Below are 20640 nucleotides of genomic sequence, written 5' to 3'. Positions count from 1 at the left end.
GCTCGCGTGGTCCGGGGCGTCGCCGGTCAGCCCTTCAGTCGTGCCCCGCAGTGCGGCCAGGAGTCGGCGCCGCTGCGTACGTAGAGCTTCTTCGCGCGGTGCGTCTGTTCCGATGCCGGCGCGTCCTGGGGGCGGCCCTCGCCGCCGAGGCGCTGCCAGGTCTGGGTGTCGAACTGGTAGAGGCCCCCGTACGTCCCCGAGGGGTCGACGGCGTCCGGGCGGCCGCCCGACTCGCACGCGGCCAGGCCCTGCCAGTTCAGGTGGTCGGCGCCCCGCACGGACGTCGGCCGGGCGCGGGTGCCGACCCGCACGATCTGCGGGCTGGGTTCGCGCACCACCTCGGTGTGCAGCCGGCGCGGCTTCTCGCGGACGCCGTTGACGGTGCGCAGCGCGTACGTGGTGCGGCGCAGACCGGGCCGGCCCGCCTGCTCGACGACCTCGGTGCCCCGGTAGAGGGCGGCGTCCTCGGCGCGCCGCACGTCGAACGGGATCGGGTCCTCGTGGACCTCCTGGGAGTCGGTGATCCGCAGCACCGTGACGGTCTGCCCGTCGCGGGGGAAGTTGGTCGCCGGGACGGAGGTGGTGTCCTGGCCGCGCAGGGTGACCCCGGCCTCCTCGACGGCCTCGCGCACGGTCGCGGCGTTGGTGCGCACGGTGCGGGCCCGGCCGTCCGCCATGACCGTCACCACCCGCTCGGTCCGTACGTTCAGGGCGAGGCCCTCGCGTCCGATGTGCCGGGAGCCCCCGGTGGACAGGTACGCGCCCTCCGTCCGTACGCCGAGCTGCCTCAGCGCCCCCGCCACCGTCTCCGCGGTCGTCCACACCTGGCGCCGGTGGCCGTCGAGGGTGAGCAGGACGGGCCGTCCGTAGCGGACGGAGACCTCCTCGCCGCTGGTGAGCGGGGTGCCGGGCGCGGGCACGACCACGTCGTGGGCGCCCACCTCGACGCCTTCCCGGGCGAGCAGTTCGGTCACGTCGTCGGCGAAGGTGTGCAGCGTGCGCGGGGTGCCGTCGACGGTCAGCTCGACCGCCTTGTCCTTGGCGACGAAGGCGGTGGTGCCGCCCGCGAGGAACGCCACGACCAGCGCTCGCGGCAGCAGCCGGCGCAGCGGGCCGTCCGCGCGTCCGGCGCACCGCTCCCGTCGCCGGCGCGCGGCCCGGCCGTCGCCCGGCACGGGAGCGGGGGTCCGGGGAGTGCCCTGCCGGGGCAGCGCGGGCCCGGTCGGCTCGTGGGCGGGCCGGTAGGTGTCGCCGTACGCCAGGGTGGGTGCGCTGTGCACGTCGTACGGTGCGTGCGTCTCGGGGGTCGCGAAGGTTTCGAACTGCGTTGTGCTCACGCCGACACGCTCCAGGGGTCCGGATCGGGCCCCCAGAACCTAGCGGAGCGCTCGTCACTCTCCAAAACGACGCGACTACGCAGCGTGGCGCGGCTCCCGCTCAGTACCCGAAGGCGCGGGCCGTGTTCGCGGCCAGGGCCGTCGCCAGCGTGTCCTCGTCGACCCCCCGCACGTCGGCCATGGCACGCACCGTGACCGGCACCAGGTAGGGCGCGTTGGGCCTGCCCCGGTAGGGCACCGGCGTCAGGAACGGCGCGTCGGTCTCCACGAGGACCAGCTCGGGCGGGGCGACCGCGAGCGCGTCGCGCAGGTTCTGGGCGTTCTTGAAGGTGACGTTGCCGGCGAAGGACATGTAGTACCCGGCACTCGCGCAGATCTCGGCCATCTCCGCGTCGCCGGAGTAGCAGTGGAAGACGGTGCGCTCGGGGGCGCCCTCCTCCTTGAGGACGCGCAGGACGTCGGCGTGGGCGTCGCGGTCGTGGATGACCAGGGCCTTGCCGTGCCGTTTGGCGATCTCGATGTGGGCGCGGAAGGACCGCTCCTGGGCCGCCTTGCCCTCGGGGCCGGTGCGGAAGTAGTCGAGGCCCGTCTCGCCGACGCCCTTGACCTGCGGGAGCGCGGCCAGCCGGTCGATCTCGGCGAGGGCGTCGTCGAGCGCCGCGTCCCCGCCGGGCTCGCGCGCCCCCTGCCTCGACCAGCCTCCCCCAGCCCCAGGGGGCTGGGAGGTGCCCCCAGGGTCCCCGTGCACGATGCGCGGCGCCTCGTTGGGGTGCAGGGCGACGGTGGCGTGGACGGCGTCGTGCGCCGCCGCCGTGTCGGCCGCCCAGCGGGAGCCGGCGAGGTCGCAGCCGACCTGGACGACCGTGGTGACGCCGACCGACGCGGCCCTGGCGAGAGCCTCCTCCACCGTGCCCGACTGCATGTCGAGGTGGGTGTGCGAGTCGGCGACCGGCACCCGGAGGGGCTCGGGAAGCGGGGGCGCGTCGTTCTTGTCGGACCGGCCGGAGGCGTTCGAAGGCATGCCTCCGATCCTACGAAAGGTCCCCCGGGCCCGGAACGGCCGTCAGCTCGCCCCGTGGTGGAGGTGCAGGGCGTTCAGGAGGCCGGCCAGGTGCCAGTGCCGTCGCTCGGCGGTGAGCCCCGGCGCCCCGGGGCCCCGCACCTCGGGCATCTCGGGCACCTCGGGCATCGACGGGGGGGGCCGGCCGGCGGCACCCGGTGGAGGCCGTGCGAGGCGCCGCGCGCCGAGGCGACCCGCCCCGGCCGCGTGATCCGTACGAGGTGGGTCGAGCGCGGCCGGATCAAGACCGTCGGGCCCCGGCGTTCTTCGCCGCCACCACCGCGTCGAACACCGTCCGCTTGGGCAGGCCCACCTGTGCGGCCACCGCGGCGATCGCCTCCTTGCGCCGCTCACCCGCCTCCTCGCGCACCCGCACCCGGCGCACCAGTTCCTCCGCGCCGACCTCCTCGGCCCCCTGTTCCGGCGCGCCCTCGACGACGACGGTGATCTCACCGCGCACCCCCTCGGCGGCCCACGCGGCCAGCTCGCCGAGGCCGCCGCGCCTGACCTCCTCGTAGGTCTTGGTCAGCTCCCGGCAGACGGCGGCCCGCCGGTCGGCGCCGAAGACCTCGGCCATGGCGGCGAGGGTGTCGTCGACGCGGTGCGGGGACTCGAAGTAGACGAGGGTGCGACGCTCCCCGGCCACCTCGCGCAGCCGGGTCAGCCGCTCGCCGGCCTTGCGCGGCAGGAAGCCCTCGAAGCAGAACCGGTCGACCGGCAGTCCCGACAGGGCGAGCGCGGTGAGCACGGCGGACGGGCCGGGCACGGCGGTGACCCGCACGTCCCGCTCGACGGCGGCGGCGACCAGCCGGTAGCCGGGGTCGGACACGGACGGCATCCCGGCGTCGGTCACGAGCAGCACGCGCGCGCCGCCCGCCAGCTCCTCGACCAGCTCGGGCGTACGGGCGGACTCGTTGCCCTCGAAGTACGACACGACACGCCCCCGGGGCGTGACGCCGAGCGCCTGGGTGAGCCGGCGCAGCCGCCGGGTGTCCTCGGCGGCGACGACGTCCGCGCCGGCCAGTTCCTCGGCGAGCCGCGGCGGGGCGTCCCGGACGTCGCCGATGGGGGTGCCCGCGAGTACAAGGGTTCCAGTCACTCCCCCATCCTCCCAGGGACGGCTGGACGTCCTGCCGCCAGGACGCATCCGGACCAGCGCGGTGAGGGCCATGCGCGGGACGCGCACAGTACGGTTCCCTACGATGGCGCGGTGACCAGTACCGCGTCCTCCACGGACACCCGGCAGGACCAGGCCCCGCACGACCGGCGGCCCCCCTGGCAGCAGCGGCTGCGCCGCTTCGGCTACACGGTGGGGCCCGCGGCCGGCGACGTCCGCGACCGGCTGGTGCCGGCGTACACGAGCCCCGGTCCTCGCCTGTGGGCCTTCCTGGGCCTGGCCAAGGCGCCGGCCGACCGGATCGTGCGCTGGTCGGGATGGGGCGGGCCGCTGCTGGTGGCGCTGCTGGCGGGCGTGCTGCGGTTCTGGAACCTGGGCAGCCCGAAGGCGGTGATATTCGACGAGACGTACTACGCCAAGGACGCCTGGTCGCTGATCCACCGCGGTTTCGAGGTCAACTGGGACAAGAACGCCAACGACCTGATCCTGAACTCGGGCGGTGACGTCCCGATCCCGACGGACGCGGCGTACGTCGTGCATCCGCCGGTCGGCAAGTACGTCATCGGCCTGGGCGAACTGCTGTTCGGGTTCGACCCGTTCGGCTGGCGGTTCATGACGGCCTTGCTCGGCACGCTGTCGGTGCTGCTGCTGTGCCGGATCGGCAGGCGGCTGTTCCGCTCGACCTTCCTCGGGTGCCTGGCGGGCGCGCTGATGGCGGTGGACGGGCTGCACTTCGTGATGAGCCGCACCGCGCTGCTGGACAGCGTGCTGATGTTCTTCGTGCTGGCGGCCTTCGGCTGCCTGGTCGCCGACCGCGACCGGGCCCGCGGGAAACTCGCCGCCGCGCTGCCGGTGGACGACGACGGCCTGGTCCGCCCGGACGCGCACATCGCCGAGACGTTCCGGCTCGGGTGGCGCCCCTGGCGGCTGGCGGCGGGGCTGATGCTCGGCCTGGCCGCGGCCACCAAGTGGAACGGCCTGTACATCATGGCGGCCTTCTGCGTGATGGCCGTGCTCTGGGACGTCGGCACCCGCCGGGTCGCGGGCGCCCACCGGCCGCACCTGGCGGTGCTGAAGTACGACCTGGGCTGGGCGTTCCTGTCGACGGTGCCGGTCGCGCTCGCCACGTACGTCCTGTCCTGGCTGGGCTGGATCCTCTCCCCCGCCGACGGCAGCGGCGGCTACTACCGCGACTGGGCGGCGACCGACGGCAGGAACAGCTCCTGGTCCTGGCTCCTCCCGGACTGGTGGCGCAGCCTGTGGCACTACGAGACGCAGGTGCTGGAGTTCCACACCAACCTCACCTCGCCGCACACCTACCAGTCGAACCCCTGGAGCTGGATCGTCCTCGGCCGTCCGGTCTCGTACTTCTACGAGTCGCCCGCGGCCGGTGCGGACGGCTGCCCGGCCGACGCGGGCGAGAAGTGCGCCCGCGAGGTCCTGGCGCTCGGCACCCCGCTGCTGTGGTGGGTGGGCTGCTTCGCCCTGCTGTACGTCCTGTGGCGCTGGGTCTTCCGCCGCGACTGGCGCGCGGGCGCCATCGCCTGCGGCATCGCGGCCGGCTATCTGCCCTGGTTCCTGTACCAGGAGCGGACGATCTTCCTCTTCTACGCCGTCGTCTTCCTGCCGTTCCTGTGCCTGGCGGTGGCGATGCTGCTGGGGGCGATCGTGGGCCGACCCGGCTGCGGCGACGCCCGGCGGGTCGCGGGGGCGACGGGCGCGGGCGTACTGGTGCTGCTGATCGCGTGGAACTTCATCTACTTCTGGCCCATCTACACGGGGACCGCGATCCCGATGGAGGACTGGCGGGCGCGGATGTGGCTGGACACGTGGGTCTAGCTGGGCAGATCCGTCGTGGGGACGCGGTGGCATACCGTGCCCCCATGGTTGATGTGGGTCGTTGGCGGTCGTCGCTGGTCCCCCTCGTACGGCCCGGAGACGGCCCCAGCGCTGGCCTCAGCAGACTTACGGTCTGAGCAAGCAGCACGCACTGATGGGCGCTTCCTGCTTCTTAGCCACCCGGCACCCCACAAGTGCCTCGCTGACCAAGCCTCCGAGGCTCCGTGGCTCGCCTAATCCTGCTGCCACCGCGGCAGACAGCCGACGACTCCCTATCCACGGACAGCGCCCAACACCATCTGTAGTGAAGTGGGTACAAGTCTGCCCTCACGGGGCATGCACCAGTAGGATCAGCGGGCCGATCATCGGGGAGGGGGATCTGGCGCTTTGCACTGTTTGCCCGAGCTTGATCCAGCGACCGGCATGTTGCCGCCTGGCCGTTACGCGGCCACTCTGGACCAGTTGTACACAACGCTCGTCGAGTCCACAGGGTCTGCCACACGGCAGGGGATCTGGGAAGAATGGGAGCAACATCGCCTCACCGTTGAAACGCTGGCGGGAGGGGTCAGCCGCATGTGGATCGGGGGAAGTTTCGTCAGCGACAAGTCCGACCCTGGCGACATTGACGTGACATACCTAATCGACGCCCGCACGTTCGACGCGCTCGATCGTGAGACTCTCACTGACCTGGCGGACCTCACGATGGCAGACTGGTGCAGGGAACAGAACATGCGCGTCGACGCTCTCATCCTTCGGCTGCCTGGCCGACTGCCTGTTTCACAGATGGCTCCAGGCCTCCTGCAAGCTGAGGCGGGCACGTCGTTCCGAGACATCGGTCTACGCGATGAAGTGCTGCAGTGCGTCAAGCCCGAGTTCGTCCACTCCGTCCCGGGCGAACAGCGACGAGGATACGTGGAGGTGCTGCTGTGACTCCTCACGTACCTAAGCCTGACCCCACGGACAGGGACGCCGTCCGAACTTGGCTGCGGCAGGTCCGCAACGCACGGGTCCATGGCGCTCGGGAGGCACCCAAAACCCCGGAAGAGTTCGCCGCCCTCCAGCGCGCACGCATGTTGCAGTCCGTCGGAGCCACCGTGATGGAGTCAGATAGGCGTCGCCTCGATGTCGCATTGACAGGTGCACCGACCGCCAAACATACGGTCCCGGTGTCTACGCTTGGAGCGTTTCTCACTAATCTTCAAGATGCAGTTACAGCGGTAGCTCAAGCCGTCGCGGGCCGCGCAACTCGATTTGCTTCGGTCCCACGCGACATCCGAGAGGCAACAGTCCTGAGTGCAGCCGCCACATTCCCGTCATCATTCGGCGTAGCGATGTATGGACCGTCGATGGACTCCGGGCAGGAAACCCTTTTCGGAGACGCTACAGAAGAGCTTCCCACCCTCCTTGATGACGCAGTTGAGAAGGTCTTGAATATCGTTGACCTGTCCGAGGAATCCAGTTCCTCTGACGAACTGCTGGCTGAACAACTGGCACCACTCGGCCAACGCTCAACGGGACACATTCGCAGGCTAACTGTGGGTCTCACAGAAGCAGGTGTGGGCGTGCGCGTGTCCTGGCACACCCACGACGGAACAGTGAGGCAAAGCGAATGGAGCCCTGCTGGCGTCAGACGAGTACGCTTCCTGTGCGAGCACAGCGACTTCACCGAGGAAGAAACAATCACCGTGGTCGGCTGGCTCGGAACGGCTAGCTCATTTCACGGGAAAGTTGAAATCCGAAAAGATGGCGGCGAAATCATCCGAGCTAGCACGGATGATGAGCTAACTGCACAGCTCGATAGGTATTTCAACAAGCGAGTTGAGGCAGACATCGAGGTAACTAAGGTGCAATTCGCGGGCGGCCGAGTCCGAAAGAACTATTCGGTTATCGACCTGCGCACCACGCAGGACTGAAGGGGTCAGGATCGGACAGCCCGACCCCTTTGATCCGCCATAGACACAAACGGCCAGCCTCACAGGCCACTCTCCCCGCCTCGTCCTACACACAGGTGAGGGTGAGGCAAACGCCTGCACTCCGGTAAGCTGGTACGCACCAGATTAGAACGGAGAGTGCTCCGCGGATGGGACCGAAGACGACCAAGGTCTACGAAATGCTTCGCGCGCGCCTCGCGTCAGGTGAGTATGCAGCCGGCGACAAGCTCCCTTCAGAACGCACACTCGTGGAAGACCTCGGCATCGGCCGAACGGCACTACGGCAGGTTCTCGCCCGTCTCGTCTCCGAAGGACAGTTGGAGGTGCGAGGGCGGAGTTCATACCGGGTGCCGGGCGCTGTGAGCGTTCAGCGTCCGGAAGGGCTGGAGCCTTGGCGTATCCACGGCGAGCGCGACGTGTACGACAACCGGTGGGTCAGACTCCAACTCTGGGACGTGGAGCCGCCGGGGGTGGAGCGGTTTGAGCATCACGTCGTGAGGCTTCACCACGTGGCCATTACAGCCGTCATCGATGATCAGGACCGCGTACTGATGATGTGGCGCTACCGCTTCGTGCCGCAGCAATTCGGCTGGGAGCTCCCCGGCGGCATCGTCGACGAGGGGGAAGACCCTGCGGACACGGCGCTGCGGGAGACGGTCGAAGAGACGGGATGGCGGCCCAAGTCGGTGGAACACGTGGTGAGCTATCAGCCCATGGTGGGCATGGTCGACTCGCCACACGAAATCTTCGTAGCGCACGGCGCCGAGAAGGTCGGCGAGCCGACCGACCTGGAAGAGGCTGGCCACATCGAGTGGGTGCCGCTAGCGGACATCCCAGGACTCATGGCGCGCGGTGAGCTGCTTGGTTCAGGCACCCTCGTTGCCCTGCTGCACATCCTCGCGGCACGGCACACGCAGGGACTCACAACCGCGCACTGAGCAGGTCGACGCGACGACGCTGCCGGACCGAGCCGGTACGGCCCGCCAACAAACGGGCCTGCCGCAAGTGCGTCCCAGCGTCGTCGTACTCGGCTCGCGTGAGGTGAGCCTGCGCCAGGTCGGCGTGAAGGCCAGCGCGGGCACGCACGAACGTCGGGTCCATGACCTCAAGCGCACCGTAAAGGCTGGTGACTGCCGACTCCTCCCCCAGGAGAGCGAGCACGTTGCCTTGCCACCGGGCGAGATGGGCGCCGTTAAGGAAGATGCTCAACATGTCCGGGTCCCGGTCCTCGGGGCCCGGCGGAATGACGGCCATGGCCGCTTCCAGCGCACGCCGGCTGTCGTCCGGCATCTCGGCATGCGCGCACATCTCGGCTTCCGCGGCGTAGAGCCACGCCCGCAGCCGAGCGGACCCGGACGGGCCGACGGTGCGCTGTGCGTCGCGCACAAGGTCGACGGCAAGCGCCGGCCGCCCCGCCTCGCAGAGCACGTACGCCTGCTCGCCCATGGCGTGAGCCAGGTACATCGGCTCTTCAGCGTCGCGGGCCGCCCGCTTGGCGAGTTCGTAGTGCCGCCATGCTCGCTCAACCGCTCCCGAGTCGATGGCCTGCCACGCCGCGAGAGTCGACGCGCCTGCGAGAGCGAGCGCCACAGGTCGGCGTGTGCTGGGCAGTACCGCGAAGTTGAGTGCGTCTTCGAGGGCGGAGAGGTGGCCGGTCATCTGGTCCACCAGGGCCGCGGCGCCCCTCTGACGGTCCATGGTGCGCAGTAGCTCGGTCTGATCGTTGAACGCTTTCACCATGGACTCACCGACACTGCTCGCTGAGTCGATCCGGCTCAGCAGGTCGTCGTAACCGTCCGCGGTTGGCGGCGCCGGTACCGGGTCGGTATCCCGCAGCTCCCCGTCCGTGACACCGAGAAGCTGCCGCAGGACGCGTGCGTACCGGTCCGAGATGGTGCGCTTGCCGTTCTCCCACTCGGAGACGTACACCCGCAGACTCGCGGTCGATGCAACGTCAGTGAGGCTCCGTCGGGCGTACTGCTCGATCTCACGGATCAGTCGTTCCTGCGACCATCCGCGCGCCGTCCGCGCGTTGCGAAGTCCTGTACTCACGGGCGACCTCCCCACGTTGGTTCCGCTCGCATCACCTTGCCAGCATGGCGCACGTCTCCGCAGGTCAACAGCCCTTAACAGGCCGGATGTTAAGCCCTGTTGGCTACCGCCGACCCTGCCGCAAGAGGTCTTCTGGAGACGCACCGCGACGGGATGACCTTCACCCGAAACAGCGAACCACCTTGACTCTGGTGCGCACCAGATGCACTCTACTGGTGCGCACCAGATTGCGGGCAGGTCCTGAGTTCGCGATGCGTGAGACGAACGCCCGGAGGGCTCCGTGAAGCGGGCTCGAAGGAAGCGCCGGCTCTTTGAGAACTGCATAGGTGGGCCCCGTCTCCCCGAGTCGAAAAGACGGACCGCGCGGCCACGCCGCGCATCGATCCCTCCGCAGCTTCTTTGCTGCGGCCGGTTGCCTCCGCTGCACGTCGCGCACGTGCAGCGCTGAGGGGAGCCGGATCTACCGACTTCAACGGCGCGAGCCCCCGGTGCGCCAACACCGGGGGCTCTGTTCGGGCCGTTCCTCGCTGGAAGGAACCACGACCCAATGAACCACATCGTCACTGTTCAGGACGCTGTTACCGCGTTCGCCGACTTCTTGGAGCCGACGAACGCGGAGCTGGACGCGATCGAGCAGGAGATGCCCGTGATCCTCGCGGACATCGACCTGTTGGACGCGCAGATCACGACGCTTGACCGGGCCCCCTCCGAAGTTGACGAGCGGCGCATCCGCCGAGCCCGCCGCCGGGCGCTGGCCGCCCGTGTCGTCCAGATCAACCAGACGGCTGCCGCAAGTCTCCCGGGCGGTGCGGCATGACAGCTCAGCCCGTTGAGCGTGCGGTGGTGCCGCCGCTGACGCGTCCGGAGATGGGCCTGGCCGGGGTCGGTGCCGCTGCGGCTGCCGGTGTCGGCGCGCTCGGCCTGATCTCTTCCTTCGACGCCGTGTCGGCCGCTGCCGCCCGTTGGGGGTTCGGCGAGCCGTGGATGCTGCCGGTCGGTATCGACGTGGCCATTCCGGTGTTCACGCTGGCCAACCTGCTGCTGATCCGGATGGATATGGCGTTGGCGTGGGTGCGGTTCGTGCCCTGGGTGCTCACGCTGATCACGTGCGGGCTGAACGTTGCCGCCGGCCACTCGCTGTGGGCGAAGGTGGCGCACGGCACGATGCCGCTGCTGTGGGTGGTGTTTTCCGAAATCGGCGCGCACATCTACGCCGTGCGGATTGGCGCCGCGACCGGCCGACGGATGGAGAAGGTGCGGTTCTCGCGCTGGCTGCTCGCCCCGCTGTCGACGTTCGCGCTGTGGCGGCGGATGACGCTGTGGGAGGTCACCTCCTACGCGGATGCGCTCGCCCGTGAGCGGGAGCGGCTGCTGGCCCGCGCGGACCTGCGCGAGCGCTACGGCCGCGCCTGGCGGCGCCGCACCCCGCGCCGCGAACGCGTCCTGCTCAGGCTGGGTGAGCTGAACCCGGCCGACGCGGTAGCCGACATCGTCCCCGCCGCCGAGCCCGCGCCGGAACCGGCCGTGGAAGAGGCCACCCCTCCGGCTCCGAAGGCGCCGCGGAAGCGCCCCAGCAAGGGACGGGGCAAGCCTGCGCCGCGTTCGGTGGCGGACCTGCTGACCGATGCCCGCACGGTCACTGCGGACTGGCCGGATGCCGGGATCAATGCGGAGGCGCTGCGCAAGGCGCTGCGGTGCGGTGCGGGTCCGGCCCGGCAGGTGCGTGACGTGCTGCTCGCCGAACGAGCCGACGGCCGCGCCCTGCGCCCCGTCGACACCCCCGAAACCGAGACCGACGCGGGCACGGACGCTGAGGCGTCCAGCGACGGCCAGGAGGTGGCGGCATGAACATGCTGGCCACGGTCCTGCTGTCCGCGCTGCCGCTCGCTACCGGGTGGGCGGTTCACGTGCGGTGGCTGCTCGGTTGCCTGAGCACGGCCCGCCGTGACCCGCTCACCGGGTTACGCACCCGCGACGGCTTCACCCGCCGCGCCACGGCCCTGCTGAAGGACCCGCGCGCAGTCGTCGTCCTCGCCGACGTCGACAAGTTCAAGCACATCAACGACACCTACGGGCACGCCGCCGGAGACGCCCTGCTGAAGGCGACCGCCGACCGGCTCGCCCACCACGTCGGCCGCACCGGGGTGGTGGGGCGGCTGGGGGGCGATGAGTTCGCCGCCCTCCTCCTCGACGACCACGGCACCGCCGGCGACCTGCTCGCCGTGCTGCACGGCGTGCTCGCCCGCCCCATAGAGGGCCAGGACCCGGCCGTGCACACCACCGTCTCGCTCGGCTGGGTCCGCGCCGCGGACTTCCCCGCCGACAACCTGTCCGCCCTGCTGCGGCGGGCGGATGAGGCGATGTACGCCGCCAAGCAGGCACGCGCCGGAATGCGCCGGGCCGGGCTGGGTCGGCTGTTCGCCACCCTCGCCGGCCGCCGCGCCGGCCGTACCGGTGCCCGCACGGACGCCCCGGCCGTGGGGGTGGCGGCATGAGCCTGCGGATCGGCTCGGTGTGCACCGGCTACGGCGGTCTGGACATCGCCGTACAGGCCGTGCTGGGCGGTGAGCTGGCGTGGGTGGCGGACAACGACCCGGGCGCCTGCCGCATCCTGGCCCATCACCACCCGCGCGTGCCCAACCTCCAGGACATCACCGCCGTGGACTGGCACGGCGTCGCCCCGGTCGACGTGCTGACCGGCGGCTACCCGTGCCAGCCATTCAGCACGGCGGGCAAGCGGAAGGGAACCAAGGATGAGCGGCACATCTGGCCGTACATCGCCCGCGCCCTTGGCGTTCTTCGACCCCGATTCGGGGTCTTTGAGAACGTCGCAGGGCACCTTTCTCTCGGATTCGACACCGTGCTCGCTGACCTTGCCGCCCTCGGGTTCGATGCGGAGTGGGTGTGTGTCCGCGCGTCCGACGTCGGCGCCGCTCACCGCCGCAACCGGCTCTTCCTGCTCACCTGGCCTGCCGACGCCACGGGCGAGGGACGCCAAGGGGCGGGGCTACCCGGACGGTCTCCCGGCCAGGGTCTCGCTGCTGCCGACGCCCTCGACGTCGGAGGCGACCGGGACCGGGCACGCGGCGCGGGGCGGGATGAACCTGCGGCACGTCGTCTCACTCCTGCCGACGCCGTTGGTCGGGGACTCCAAGGGTTCCCGCCAGGCGACATCGGCGAATCCTCGCAGCAGCTCACCGACGCTGACGGACCTGACGTTCAGTGGAGCACTGCTGCCGACCCCGCGCGCATCGGCGAACGAGAACCGTCAGACGAAACGCTCGCCGTCACAGGAAGCGGGTCGGCACGGCAAGAGCCTGGCCGCCGAGGTGGGCTCCCTGCTGCCGACGCCGAGGGCGACGGACGGGAGCAAGGGCGGCCCGAACCAGCGCGGCAGCAAGGGGGACCTGACACTGCCCTCGGCAGCACACCGGATTGGGGCGCCTACGCCCCCGCCATCCAACGGTGGGAAACGGTCATCGGCCGCCCCGCCCCCGGACCAACTGACCCTCTGGGACGGCTGAACCCGCCCTTCGTGGAATGGCTCATGGCCCTGCCCACCGGGCACGTCACGGCCGTGCCCGGCCTGTCGCGCACCGCGCAGCTCAAGGCGCTCGGCAACGGCGTCGTCTGGCCGCAGGCCGCCGCCGCCCTGCGCGTCCTGCTCAGCAGGGCCGAACCCGAGACGTGGGGGAGGGCCGCGGCATGAAGTCTCAGCCCATCGTCGGCGCCGCCGTCTTCACCGCGGTCATGGAGGCGGCCGGCTACCGCTGCCAGTGCCACGGCGAGTGCGGCAACCCCCACGCCAAGGGCGAGGGCCGGTGCCCGCACGAGCACGACCACTACACCAGCAAACACGGGCGCCTGGTCCGGCTGATGGCCGCACCGGTCGACCCCCTCGCCACCGACGTTTCGCCGCCGCCCGACTCCCGGCGAGCGAGCTGCGCGCGTGGTGCCCCGACTGCCACACGGCCGCCGCCCGACTCGCCCGCAAGCGACAGCCCGCGGCCACCACCGATCAGTGCGGACTGTTCGACCTATAGACCGTGTCAAGCGACGCGGACTGTCATTTCGGTCGTCACTTCGGCCCCTCGTCACACGGAACAACGCTCCACCGAAAGCCCACGGAACCGGACAAACAGACCCCCTACCGGGCCTGATCACCTGCGAAATGACACCCACGGTGACATGCGTCCGGCCTAGCGTCGCCAGAACAGACAAGTCCAGAGTCATGGCACGGGCCCGGCCTTCCACCTCCTACAGCGTCGGCCAGGCCCGTGCTCCCTCACGCCCGTAAGCGGAAGGAACCTTCAGTGAAGCACCCCGACGACGACAACGAACTCTTCAACCGGCTGGAAGCCGAGATGGCCGCCGACTCCGGCGGCGACGTGGTCGACCTCGACAAGGCACGCTCGGCCCGTGCCGAGTCGGCCGACCGGTCGCCCGACTCCCGCGACGGGCGGTCGGGCGGCGGGTCGGGCGACCCGTCGGCGCCCGTGATGGTCGACCGGTCGGCGCCGACCGCGACCGGTCCCGGCTACCTTGGTCGGCTGGCCGGGGCGCGGCGCCGGGCGGTCGTCCCGGTGTGGCTGCGGTCGACCGCCGAACTCAGGACGGCCGCCGGGTGGGTGGCCCGCCACTACGCCCACGCCGCCGGGTATCACGCGCTGCGCGCCCCGGTCTACGCCGCCCGCCTCGCCCTCCAGGCACCGACGGGTGCGGCGAAATTCGTGGGCGGCACGATGCGGTGGGTGGCCGACCGCGAGGGCGAGCCGGTCCGCCTGGCCGCGGTGCGCCGCGAGGACGCGGGCGAGTACCTGAAGCTGTCGCGGCAGCGCGACGGCAGGGTCCGACTGCGCACCCTCGTCGCGGTGCTCGCCATGTTCACCGGCCTGGCCACCGCGCTCGCCATCTACGTGCTCGCCCCGGGATGGCTTCAGGCCGTGTCAGTGAGCGCGCTGGTGATGGCGCTCGGGTCGGCCGGCCGCAAGGCGGACGCCCCGCTCATCCACCGGGCCGTGGAACTGCCCAAGGCGGCCAAGCTCACCAGTGACATCGTGCTGCGCGCCCTCGGGGCCCTCGGGATTCCGGCGATCAATCAGGCGCAGGCCAAGGGGCGGGACGGGTTCGAGTTCACCGCCCCGATCACCCGCGACGGTCCGGGCTGGCGGGCGGAGGGCAACCTCCCCTTCGGCGTCACCGTGACCGACATCATCGAGCGCCGCGAACGCCTCGCCTCCGGCCTGCGCCGCCCGCTCGGCTGCGTGTGGCCCGAAGCGGTGGCCGACGAACACACCGGACGCCTGGTGCTGTGGGTCGGTGACCAGGACCTGACCAAGGCGAAAAAGCCGCAGTGGCCGCTGGCCAAGGCCGGGGCGGTGGACCTGTTCAAGCCCGTCGCCTACGGCACCGACCAACGCGGACGCTGGATCGACGTCACCCTGATGTACATCGCCGGGGTGATCGGCGCCATCCCCCGCATGGGCAAGACCTTCCTCCTGCGGCTGCTGCTGCTCATCGCCGCCCTCGACCCGCGCGCTGAACTGCACACCTACGACATGAAGGGCACCGGCGACCTCGACCCGGTCGGCAACGCCGTCTCCCACCGGCACGCCGCCGGCGACGACGACGAAGCCATCGCCTACGCGCTCGCCGACTGGCGGGCACTGCGCGAGGAACTGCGCCGCCGCACCAAGGTGATCCGCTCCCTGCCCCGGGACATCTGCCCCGAGTCCAAGGTGACCAGCCAGCTCGCCGACAAGCGCTCGCTCGGATTGCACCCGATCGTGGTCGGGGTGGATGAGTGCCAGGTGCTGTTCGAGCACCCCGAGCACGGCAAGGAGTTCGAGGAGATCGCCACCGACCTGGTCAAGCGCGGCCCGGCGACCGGGATCGTGATGCTGCTGGCCACCCAGCGCCCCGATGCCAAGTCCCTGCCCACCGGGATCAGCGCGAACGCGTCCGCCCGCTGGTGCCTGAAGGTCATGGGCCAGACCGAGAACGACATGGTCCTCGGCACGTCCGCCTACAAGCGGGGGGTGCGGGCGACCATGTTCGCCTGGGGTGACAAGGGCATTCACTACTTCGTCGGCGAGGGCTCCGACGCCCGTATCGTCGCCTCCGTCTACGTCGACGCCCCCGGCGCCGAGACCATCGCCGTCCGCGCCCGCAAGGCACGCGAGACGGCCGGACTGCTGTCCGGCCACGCACTCGGGGAGGCACCGGAGACGGTCACGGGCCCGGCCTACGACCTGCTCGCCGACATCCTCGCCGTCATCCCGGCCGCCGAGACCAAGGTGTGGTCCGAGACCGTCGTCGCCCGCCTCGCCGAGCTGCGCGAAGACGTCTACGGCGGATGGGACCCCGAAGGGCTGTCCGCGGCCCTGAAGCCGTACGGCGTCTCCACCATCCAGGTCGGCCGCCGGGTCAAGGGCAAGGTCGTCAACCGACGCGGTATCGACCGCTCCCACATCACCACCACGATTGCGGAGCGTGACGGAAGGCGGGACGCGGGCTGACCGTTCGGGGCCGCTAGCGCTAGTGGCACACCCCGCTAACGTTAGCGGCCCCGCTAGCACCCAAAACCCGGTCTGATCAGGTCGCTAGCGGATAGCGGCCCACCTGCGGAAACCCCGGAAACCGCCCTGGAGGGCCCTTCATGACCCCCATCCTCCTTGCTATCGCCTGCCTGCTCGCCGTCACGCTTGGTTACAGCGGCCTATGTGCTGCCTCGCCGTTCGGCGACTGCCGCAAGTGCCACGGCATGGGCCACGAACTCACCACCGACCGCAAGGGCAAGCCCAAGCGCGGCAAGGACTGCCGCCGCTGCAAGGCCACCGGCAAACGCATCCGCGTCGGCCGCTGGCTCTACAACCGCTGGGCCCGCATCTACCGCGCCGGCACCGACACCCCCCGCCCGAAAGGCATCCGATGATCCTCAACATCTCCGCCGTGCTGCTGTTCGGCGCAGCGTCCGCCCTGGCCGTCAAGACCAAGTCCGCCGGGGGCGGCGCCGCCCTGGTGCTCTTCCTGTTCGGGTTCTTCGCCGCCGGAACCGGTGCCTACGAGCCCATCCACAACCTCGTGCAGGCATCCGCCGACGCCATCGCCGAACTCGGCAACTAGGGAGAGCCGCCATGAACCAACCCATCCGCCGCCCGGCCGCATACGACGCGGCGGGCGTGGAAGTCCACCGGCCCGTGCCCCTCGCGCCCGCGCCCACGGCGCCGCTCGCTCCCGTGCAGCCGGGTGGCGTCCCGTCGGTTGCGAGCGTCGTCCTCCCGGACGGCCGCGTCGTCACCGGCTACGCCATCACCCCCGCCCAGCCCGAGCCGATAGCCACCAAGCCGGGCGTTTCCCGCGCGGCCGTGAACATCGCCCTGGGAGGCGTCGGCTTCCTCGCGGTCTGTGGCGGGCTGTTCCTGCTGACCGCGTTCATCACCGCCCTGACCGCCCTGGTCACCCAGCTCGTCATCCTCGCCGCCGTCCTCTTCGGCGGCTGGGTCACCGTGCAGGTGTTCAGCGCACGCGGTCACCGGGGCGGGACCACGGTCAACATCCGCAAGGCCACCTTCAAGCGCAACCACTTCCACGGCTGAGCGTTCAGCCGTCACCGCGACCGGCCTTGCGCAGGATGTGCCGGGCTATCAACTGGCCGCCGATCGAGGTCAGCGTGACCGTCAGCGCGAACGACAGCGAGTCGTCCCACGACTTGCCCCGCACCCAGTGCCAGAACACGGCCGCAAGCCCGGCCACAGCAAGCACATAAGCCAGGAACACCAGCCACCGCGTCCCCCGGCGCTGGCGCCACGAAAGCGCTGCCTCATCACCTGACCGCTGACGATCCGTCATTCCACCCAGCTACCCCATGAGGGGAAGGACCCACGTGTTCGAGATCCGCGTCATCACCGACCCGGCAGACGCCGACCGCGTCACCGCCGCACTGTCCGCCACCTTCGACACCGGCCCGGCCCGCCAGTACCCCACGCGCGATGGCCAGCGCACCCGCATCTACGTCACCGCCGACCACCGCGCCGCCCCCGAGCCCCTCCCGGCCCCGGAAGCGGCGTACGCCCTGGCCCCGAGCATCCTCAGCGAGATGCGGTGGGTGACGAACACCCTCGCCACCGCGGAGTGCTTCACCGCGCTGGAACGGGACTACTACCTGCGCAAGGCCGCCCTGCTCGACCGCATCGCGCTCATGGACGAGCCGGCCCCGCCGTTCGGTGACGCCACCGAGGCGGCTGAAGCGGCGGCAGTGTTCCTGCTCGACACCGACCGCGATCACCTCGCCGGCCACATCGTGGAACGGGCGGACAGGGACCCGCGCGGCTACCTCCGCCAGCAGTACGCCCTGCACGCCGACTGCGTCTGCGACGACTTCGGCGAGGGGCCCTGCTACCTGCACCCGGAGCACTAGATACGCCCGGGGCGGGGTGCCGTCTCGCCAAAGCCTGCACCCCGCCCCGGTTCCTCCCTGTCCCTCCAAGGAACCAGGAGACCCCCAGCATGACCCATCCCTCCACCCTCCGGCGAGTACGCGGCCACCGGCCGCGACCCTTCGCCCCGACCTCCCGCACCGCCTCCGCACGGGAGGTGGCGGCATGAGCGAGACGCCCTACCCCCTGCACACCGCGCTGAGCCTCGCCGCGTCCGGCGTCCCGGTGCTGCCCCTGCGCCGTGGGAAGGTGCCGTTCGGCAACTGCCGCTCCTGCGCGGGCAACGCGTGCGGCGGACGGCCGAACATGAAGACCCCGGGCCCGTGCCGCTGCCCCGACGTCTGCCACGCGTGGGCCGCCGCCACCACCGACCCGGCCCTCATCGTCTCGCCCGAGTGGGCTGCCGCATGGCGGCAGGCCGTGTGCGTCGGCTACCACCCCGGCCGCGCCGGGCTGACCGTGGTCGACCTCGACAACGCGGACGCCATCGCATGGGCCCGCACCGCCCTGCCCGCCACCCGGACCGTGCCGACGACACGCGGGCAGCACTGGATCTACCGCGGCGCCATGGCCTCGCACAACGCGGTCCGGCCCGGCATCGATATCAAGTCGACCATGTCCTACGCCCGCTGGCTCGGTCCCGGCACCGGCACCATGACCACCCTGCCGGACGCTGTCCGCGCCCTGGCGGTGAAGGAAGAGGCCACTCCCGCCCCCGGCGAGGTGGCCTCTTCCGTTCCTTGCGGCGCCACCTGGGACCGGAGCGTCGCCGCAGGGTGCCGCCACACCGACCGCTACGTCCGCGCCGGTCTGGAACGCGGACTGGCCCTGATCACCGCCCGCACCGACAGCGGCGCCGGCTCGCAGGCGTTCGGGGTAGCCCGGTTCCTGGCAGCCCAGCACACCCGCTGCCCCGGACCCTGCGGCCTGGACGCCATCGCAGAGCAGATCGTGGCGGCGGCCGTCGCGGTCGGCGTCCCCGAGCCCTACGCACAGCGCGCCGTCGCCAACGGCTTCACCACCGGCAAGGAGCACGCCGCATGAGCCCCGCGGAAGAACTCCCCCCGCCCTCCCACCCAATGGCCGTCGCCCGCCGCGTCCTGCCCGACTGGCAGGACACCGACGGACGCCTGCTGTGCCGCCGCTGGCGCGGATCCTGGATGCGCTGGACCGGCACCGCCTGGCGAGAGCTGGACGAACAGCAGCTACGCGCCACCCTCTACAAACGCCTCGAACACGCCGTCTTCGTCAGCGGCACGGACAAGCAAGGAGCGCCGGAACTCCACGACTGGGCACCGACCAAGCAGAAGATCAGCAACCTGCTCGACGCACTCGGAGCGGTCGTGCTGCTGCCCACCGAGGTGGACGCCCCCGTCTGGATCGACGGCACCGACCACGGCGAGCCCGAGGCGAGCCCCATCGTGGCGTGCACGAACGGCCTACTCCGCATCCGGGACCGGGCGCTGCTGCCGCACGGGCCCGGATTCTTCAACCTCGTCTCCGTCCCCTTCCCCTACGACCCGGACGCCACCGCGCCCACCTGGGAACAGTTCCTGGCGCAGGTCTGGCCGGACAACCCCGAGGCCATCGCCGCCCTACAGGAATGGTTCGGCTACGTCCTGTCCGGTCGCACCGACCAACAGAAGATCCTGCTCATGGTCGGCCCCTCCCGCTCCGGCAAAGGCACCATCGCCCGCGTACTGAAGATGCTGGTCGGCAAAGAGAACCTGGCCGGCCCCACCCTCGCCGGACTCGGCACCAACTTCGGACTGTCCACCCTGGTCGGCAAACCCCTCGCCGTCATCTCCGACGCCCGGCTGTCCGGCAACGACAACAGCCAGGTCGTGGAACGGCTGCTCACCATCTCCGGTGAGGACACGATCGACATCGACCGCAAGTACCGACAGATCTGGACGGGCAAGCTGCCCACCCGGCTGATGATCCTGTCCAACGAGCTGCCCTACTTCGGCGACTCCTCCGGAGTCATCGCCCGCCGCTTCATCGTCCTCAACATGACCATGTCGTGGCTGGGCAAGGAAGACCCCACCCTCACCGACCGGCTCGCCGCCGAGATGCCCGGCATCATCAACTGGGCCCTCGACGGACTCGCCCGCCTGGAAACCACCGGCCGGATCACGGAACCCTCCTCCAGCCGCGAAGCGGTCACCACCATGCAGGACACCGCCTCGCCCACCTCCGCGTTCCTCCGCGAACGCTGCACCACCGGGCCGACGTGCAGCGTCCCCGTGGACACCCTGTGGGCCGTCTGGCGCGAGTGGGCCGAAGACAACGGCGTGAAGGCCGTCGGCACCAAGCAGATGTTCGGCCGCAACCTGCTCTCCGTCGTCCCCCAGCTCAGCCGGACCCGGCCCCGGGACGCCTACGGCCGCCAGGTCGCCACCTACAACGGCATCACGCTCAAGCAGTCCCAACCACATCAGCCTGAGTCGTGACTCATCGCGACTCAAACCCCCGCCGAGACGCGCTGAGTCGCGATGAGTCACGACTCAGCGCAATGTTCTCTCCACTCATGGAGGACACCTTGAGCGCGACCACGACCCCCCAGAGCGACCCTCGCACGACGCTACGAGGTGGCCTCCCTGATCGGTACCTCACCCCCGACGACATCGCCGCGATGTTCGAGGTGCCCGTAGAGACCGTCTACCAGTGGCGCAAGAAGCGCACCGGCCCGCCCGGCTTCCGCATCGGCAAGCACCTGCGCTACGACCCCGCCGACATCCGCGCCTACGTCACCGATCGCAAGAACGTTGACCGCGACGCTGCCTGACCAAACGCCACAAAAACAGCAGGGAGTGCCGCACCCTCGCGGCGCTCCCTGCTGCATGTAGAGAAGGGAACGCCACCG

General features: G+C 70.6%; 21 protein-coding genes. 16 read left to right on the top strand and 5 right to left on the bottom strand.

Annotated elements, in window-relative coordinates:
* Positions 1-26: 26 nt before the first annotated feature.
* From ACIQ1J_RS12090 to rsmI, 3 genes are all read right to left on the bottom strand, one after another.
* Complete coding sequence (locus ACIQ1J_RS12090; protein WP_403556416.1) at positions 27-1337, bottom strand: ubiquitin-like domain-containing protein; 1311 nt, start codon at positions 1335-1337, stop codon at positions 27-29.
* A gap of 100 nt (positions 1338-1437) precedes the next feature.
* The gene (locus ACIQ1J_RS12085) at positions 1438-2358 is read right to left on the bottom strand and encodes a TatD family hydrolase (protein ID WP_403556414.1); all 921 of its coding nucleotides are present in this window, start codon (positions 2356-2358) and stop codon (positions 1438-1440) included.
* A gap of 280 nt (positions 2359-2638) precedes the next feature.
* Positions 2639-3496, bottom strand: a complete 858-nt coding sequence (rsmI, locus tag ACIQ1J_RS12080) for a 16S rRNA (cytidine(1402)-2'-O)-methyltransferase (RefSeq protein WP_403556412.1) — start codon at positions 3494-3496, stop codon at positions 2639-2641.
* Between the two features lie 111 nt (positions 3497-3607).
* On the opposite strand from rsmI, the gene ACIQ1J_RS12075 reads away from it, so the two are divergent.
* The 4 genes from ACIQ1J_RS12075 to ACIQ1J_RS12060 all read left to right on the top strand — a co-directional run bounded on the left by ACIQ1J_RS12075 (position 3608) and on the right by ACIQ1J_RS12060 (position 8222).
* Entirely contained in the window at positions 3608-5353 is a 1746-nt protein-coding gene (locus ACIQ1J_RS12075) for a dolichyl-phosphate-mannose--protein mannosyltransferase (RefSeq protein ID WP_403556410.1), read from the top strand.
* Between the two features lie 387 nt (positions 5354-5740).
* Positions 5741-6283, top strand: a complete 543-nt coding sequence (locus ACIQ1J_RS12070; protein WP_403556408.1) for a DUF6932 family protein — start codon at positions 5741-5743, stop codon at positions 6281-6283.
* Between the two features lie 416 nt (positions 6284-6699).
* Entirely contained in the window at positions 6700-7266 is a 567-nt protein-coding gene (locus ACIQ1J_RS12065; protein ID WP_403556406.1) for a hypothetical protein, read from the top strand.
* A 167-nt stretch (positions 7267-7433) separates the two neighbouring features.
* Positions 7434-8222 carry an NUDIX domain-containing protein gene (locus tag ACIQ1J_RS12060; protein WP_403556404.1) on the top strand — a complete coding sequence of 263 codons (789 nt, stop codon included), beginning with the start codon at positions 7434-7436 and terminating at the stop codon, positions 8220-8222.
* Here ACIQ1J_RS12060 and ACIQ1J_RS12055 read toward each other — a convergent pair.
* Positions 8206-9213 carry an XRE family transcriptional regulator gene (locus ACIQ1J_RS12055; RefSeq protein ID WP_403556402.1) on the bottom strand — a complete coding sequence of 336 codons (1008 nt, stop codon included), beginning with the start codon at positions 9211-9213 and terminating at the stop codon, positions 8206-8208. The genes ACIQ1J_RS12060 and ACIQ1J_RS12055 overlap by 17 nt on opposite strands.
* 670 nt (positions 9214-9883) lie before the next feature.
* Between ACIQ1J_RS12055 and ACIQ1J_RS12050 the strand changes: the two genes are divergently transcribed.
* From ACIQ1J_RS12050 to ACIQ1J_RS12015, 8 genes are all read left to right on the top strand, one after another.
* Positions 9884-10153: a DUF6284 family protein gene (locus ACIQ1J_RS12050; RefSeq protein WP_403556400.1), complete on the top strand. Its 270-nt coding sequence runs from the start codon at positions 9884-9886 to the stop codon at positions 10151-10153.
* Positions 10150-11184 carry a DUF2637 domain-containing protein gene (locus tag ACIQ1J_RS12045; protein ID WP_403556398.1) on the top strand — a complete coding sequence of 345 codons (1035 nt, stop codon included), beginning with the start codon at positions 10150-10152 and terminating at the stop codon, positions 11182-11184. Before ACIQ1J_RS12050 ends, ACIQ1J_RS12045 begins: the two co-directional genes overlap by 4 nt.
* Positions 11181-11831 (top strand): GGDEF domain-containing protein, encoded by a 651-nt coding sequence (locus ACIQ1J_RS12040; RefSeq protein ID WP_403556396.1) that lies wholly within the window; start codon positions 11181-11183, stop codon positions 11829-11831. The genes ACIQ1J_RS12045 and ACIQ1J_RS12040 overlap by 4 nt, the downstream gene beginning before the upstream one ends.
* Positions 11828-13045, top strand: a complete 1218-nt coding sequence (locus ACIQ1J_RS12035) for a DNA cytosine methyltransferase (RefSeq protein ID WP_403556394.1) — start codon at positions 11828-11830, stop codon at positions 13043-13045. The genes ACIQ1J_RS12040 and ACIQ1J_RS12035 overlap by 4 nt, the downstream gene beginning before the upstream one ends.
* A 604-nt stretch (positions 13046-13649) precedes the next feature.
* Positions 13650-15854: a cell division protein FtsK gene (locus ACIQ1J_RS12030; protein WP_403556392.1), complete on the top strand. Its 2205-nt coding sequence runs from the start codon at positions 13650-13652 to the stop codon at positions 15852-15854.
* A gap of 140 nt (positions 15855-15994) precedes the next feature.
* On the top strand, positions 15995-16270 hold the full coding sequence (locus ACIQ1J_RS12025) for a hypothetical protein (protein ID WP_403556390.1): 276 nt from the start codon (positions 15995-15997) through the stop codon (positions 16268-16270).
* Positions 16267-16461 (top strand): hypothetical protein, encoded by a 195-nt coding sequence (locus ACIQ1J_RS12020; RefSeq protein WP_061444264.1) that lies wholly within the window; start codon positions 16267-16269, stop codon positions 16459-16461. Before ACIQ1J_RS12025 ends, ACIQ1J_RS12020 begins: the two co-directional genes overlap by 4 nt.
* Before the next feature lie 11 nt (positions 16462-16472).
* Positions 16473-16934 (top strand): hypothetical protein, encoded by a 462-nt coding sequence (locus ACIQ1J_RS12015; protein WP_403556388.1) that lies wholly within the window; start codon positions 16473-16475, stop codon positions 16932-16934.
* 4 nt (positions 16935-16938) lie between these two features.
* Here the strand turns inward: ACIQ1J_RS12015 and ACIQ1J_RS12010 are convergent, their stop codons facing one another.
* Complete coding sequence (locus ACIQ1J_RS12010) at positions 16939-17091, bottom strand: hypothetical protein (protein WP_386622491.1); 153 nt, start codon at positions 17089-17091, stop codon at positions 16939-16941.
* A 130-nt stretch (positions 17092-17221) separates the two neighbouring features.
* Here ACIQ1J_RS12010 and ACIQ1J_RS12005 point away from each other — a divergent pair, with 130 nt between their 5' ends.
* From ACIQ1J_RS12005 to ACIQ1J_RS11990, 4 genes are all read left to right on the top strand, one after another.
* Positions 17222-17755, top strand: a complete 534-nt coding sequence (locus ACIQ1J_RS12005) for a hypothetical protein (RefSeq protein ID WP_403556386.1) — start codon at positions 17222-17224, stop codon at positions 17753-17755.
* A 184-nt stretch (positions 17756-17939) separates the two neighbouring features.
* On the top strand, positions 17940-18818 hold the full coding sequence (locus tag ACIQ1J_RS12000; protein ID WP_403556384.1) for a bifunctional DNA primase/polymerase: 879 nt from the start codon (positions 17940-17942) through the stop codon (positions 18816-18818).
* Positions 18815-20227, top strand: coding sequence for a phage/plasmid primase, P4 family (locus ACIQ1J_RS11995; protein WP_403556382.1), 1413 nt, complete (start codon positions 18815-18817; stop codon positions 20225-20227). The genes ACIQ1J_RS12000 and ACIQ1J_RS11995 overlap by 4 nt, the downstream gene beginning before the upstream one ends.
* 62 nt (positions 20228-20289) lie before the next feature.
* On the top strand, positions 20290-20562 hold the full coding sequence (locus ACIQ1J_RS11990) for a helix-turn-helix domain-containing protein (protein WP_403556380.1): 273 nt from the start codon (positions 20290-20292) through the stop codon (positions 20560-20562).
* The last annotated feature ends 78 nt before the right edge of the window (positions 20563-20640 follow it).

The sequence above is a fragment of the Streptomyces sp. NPDC097107 genome, assembly GCF_044762405.1.
Taxonomy (GTDB): Bacteria; Actinomycetota; Actinomycetes; order Streptomycetales; family Streptomycetaceae; genus Streptomyces; species Streptomyces thinghirensis.
The sequence above is the reverse complement of the archived record's forward strand: the minus strand, read 5'-3'. Positions and strand labels throughout refer to the sequence as shown.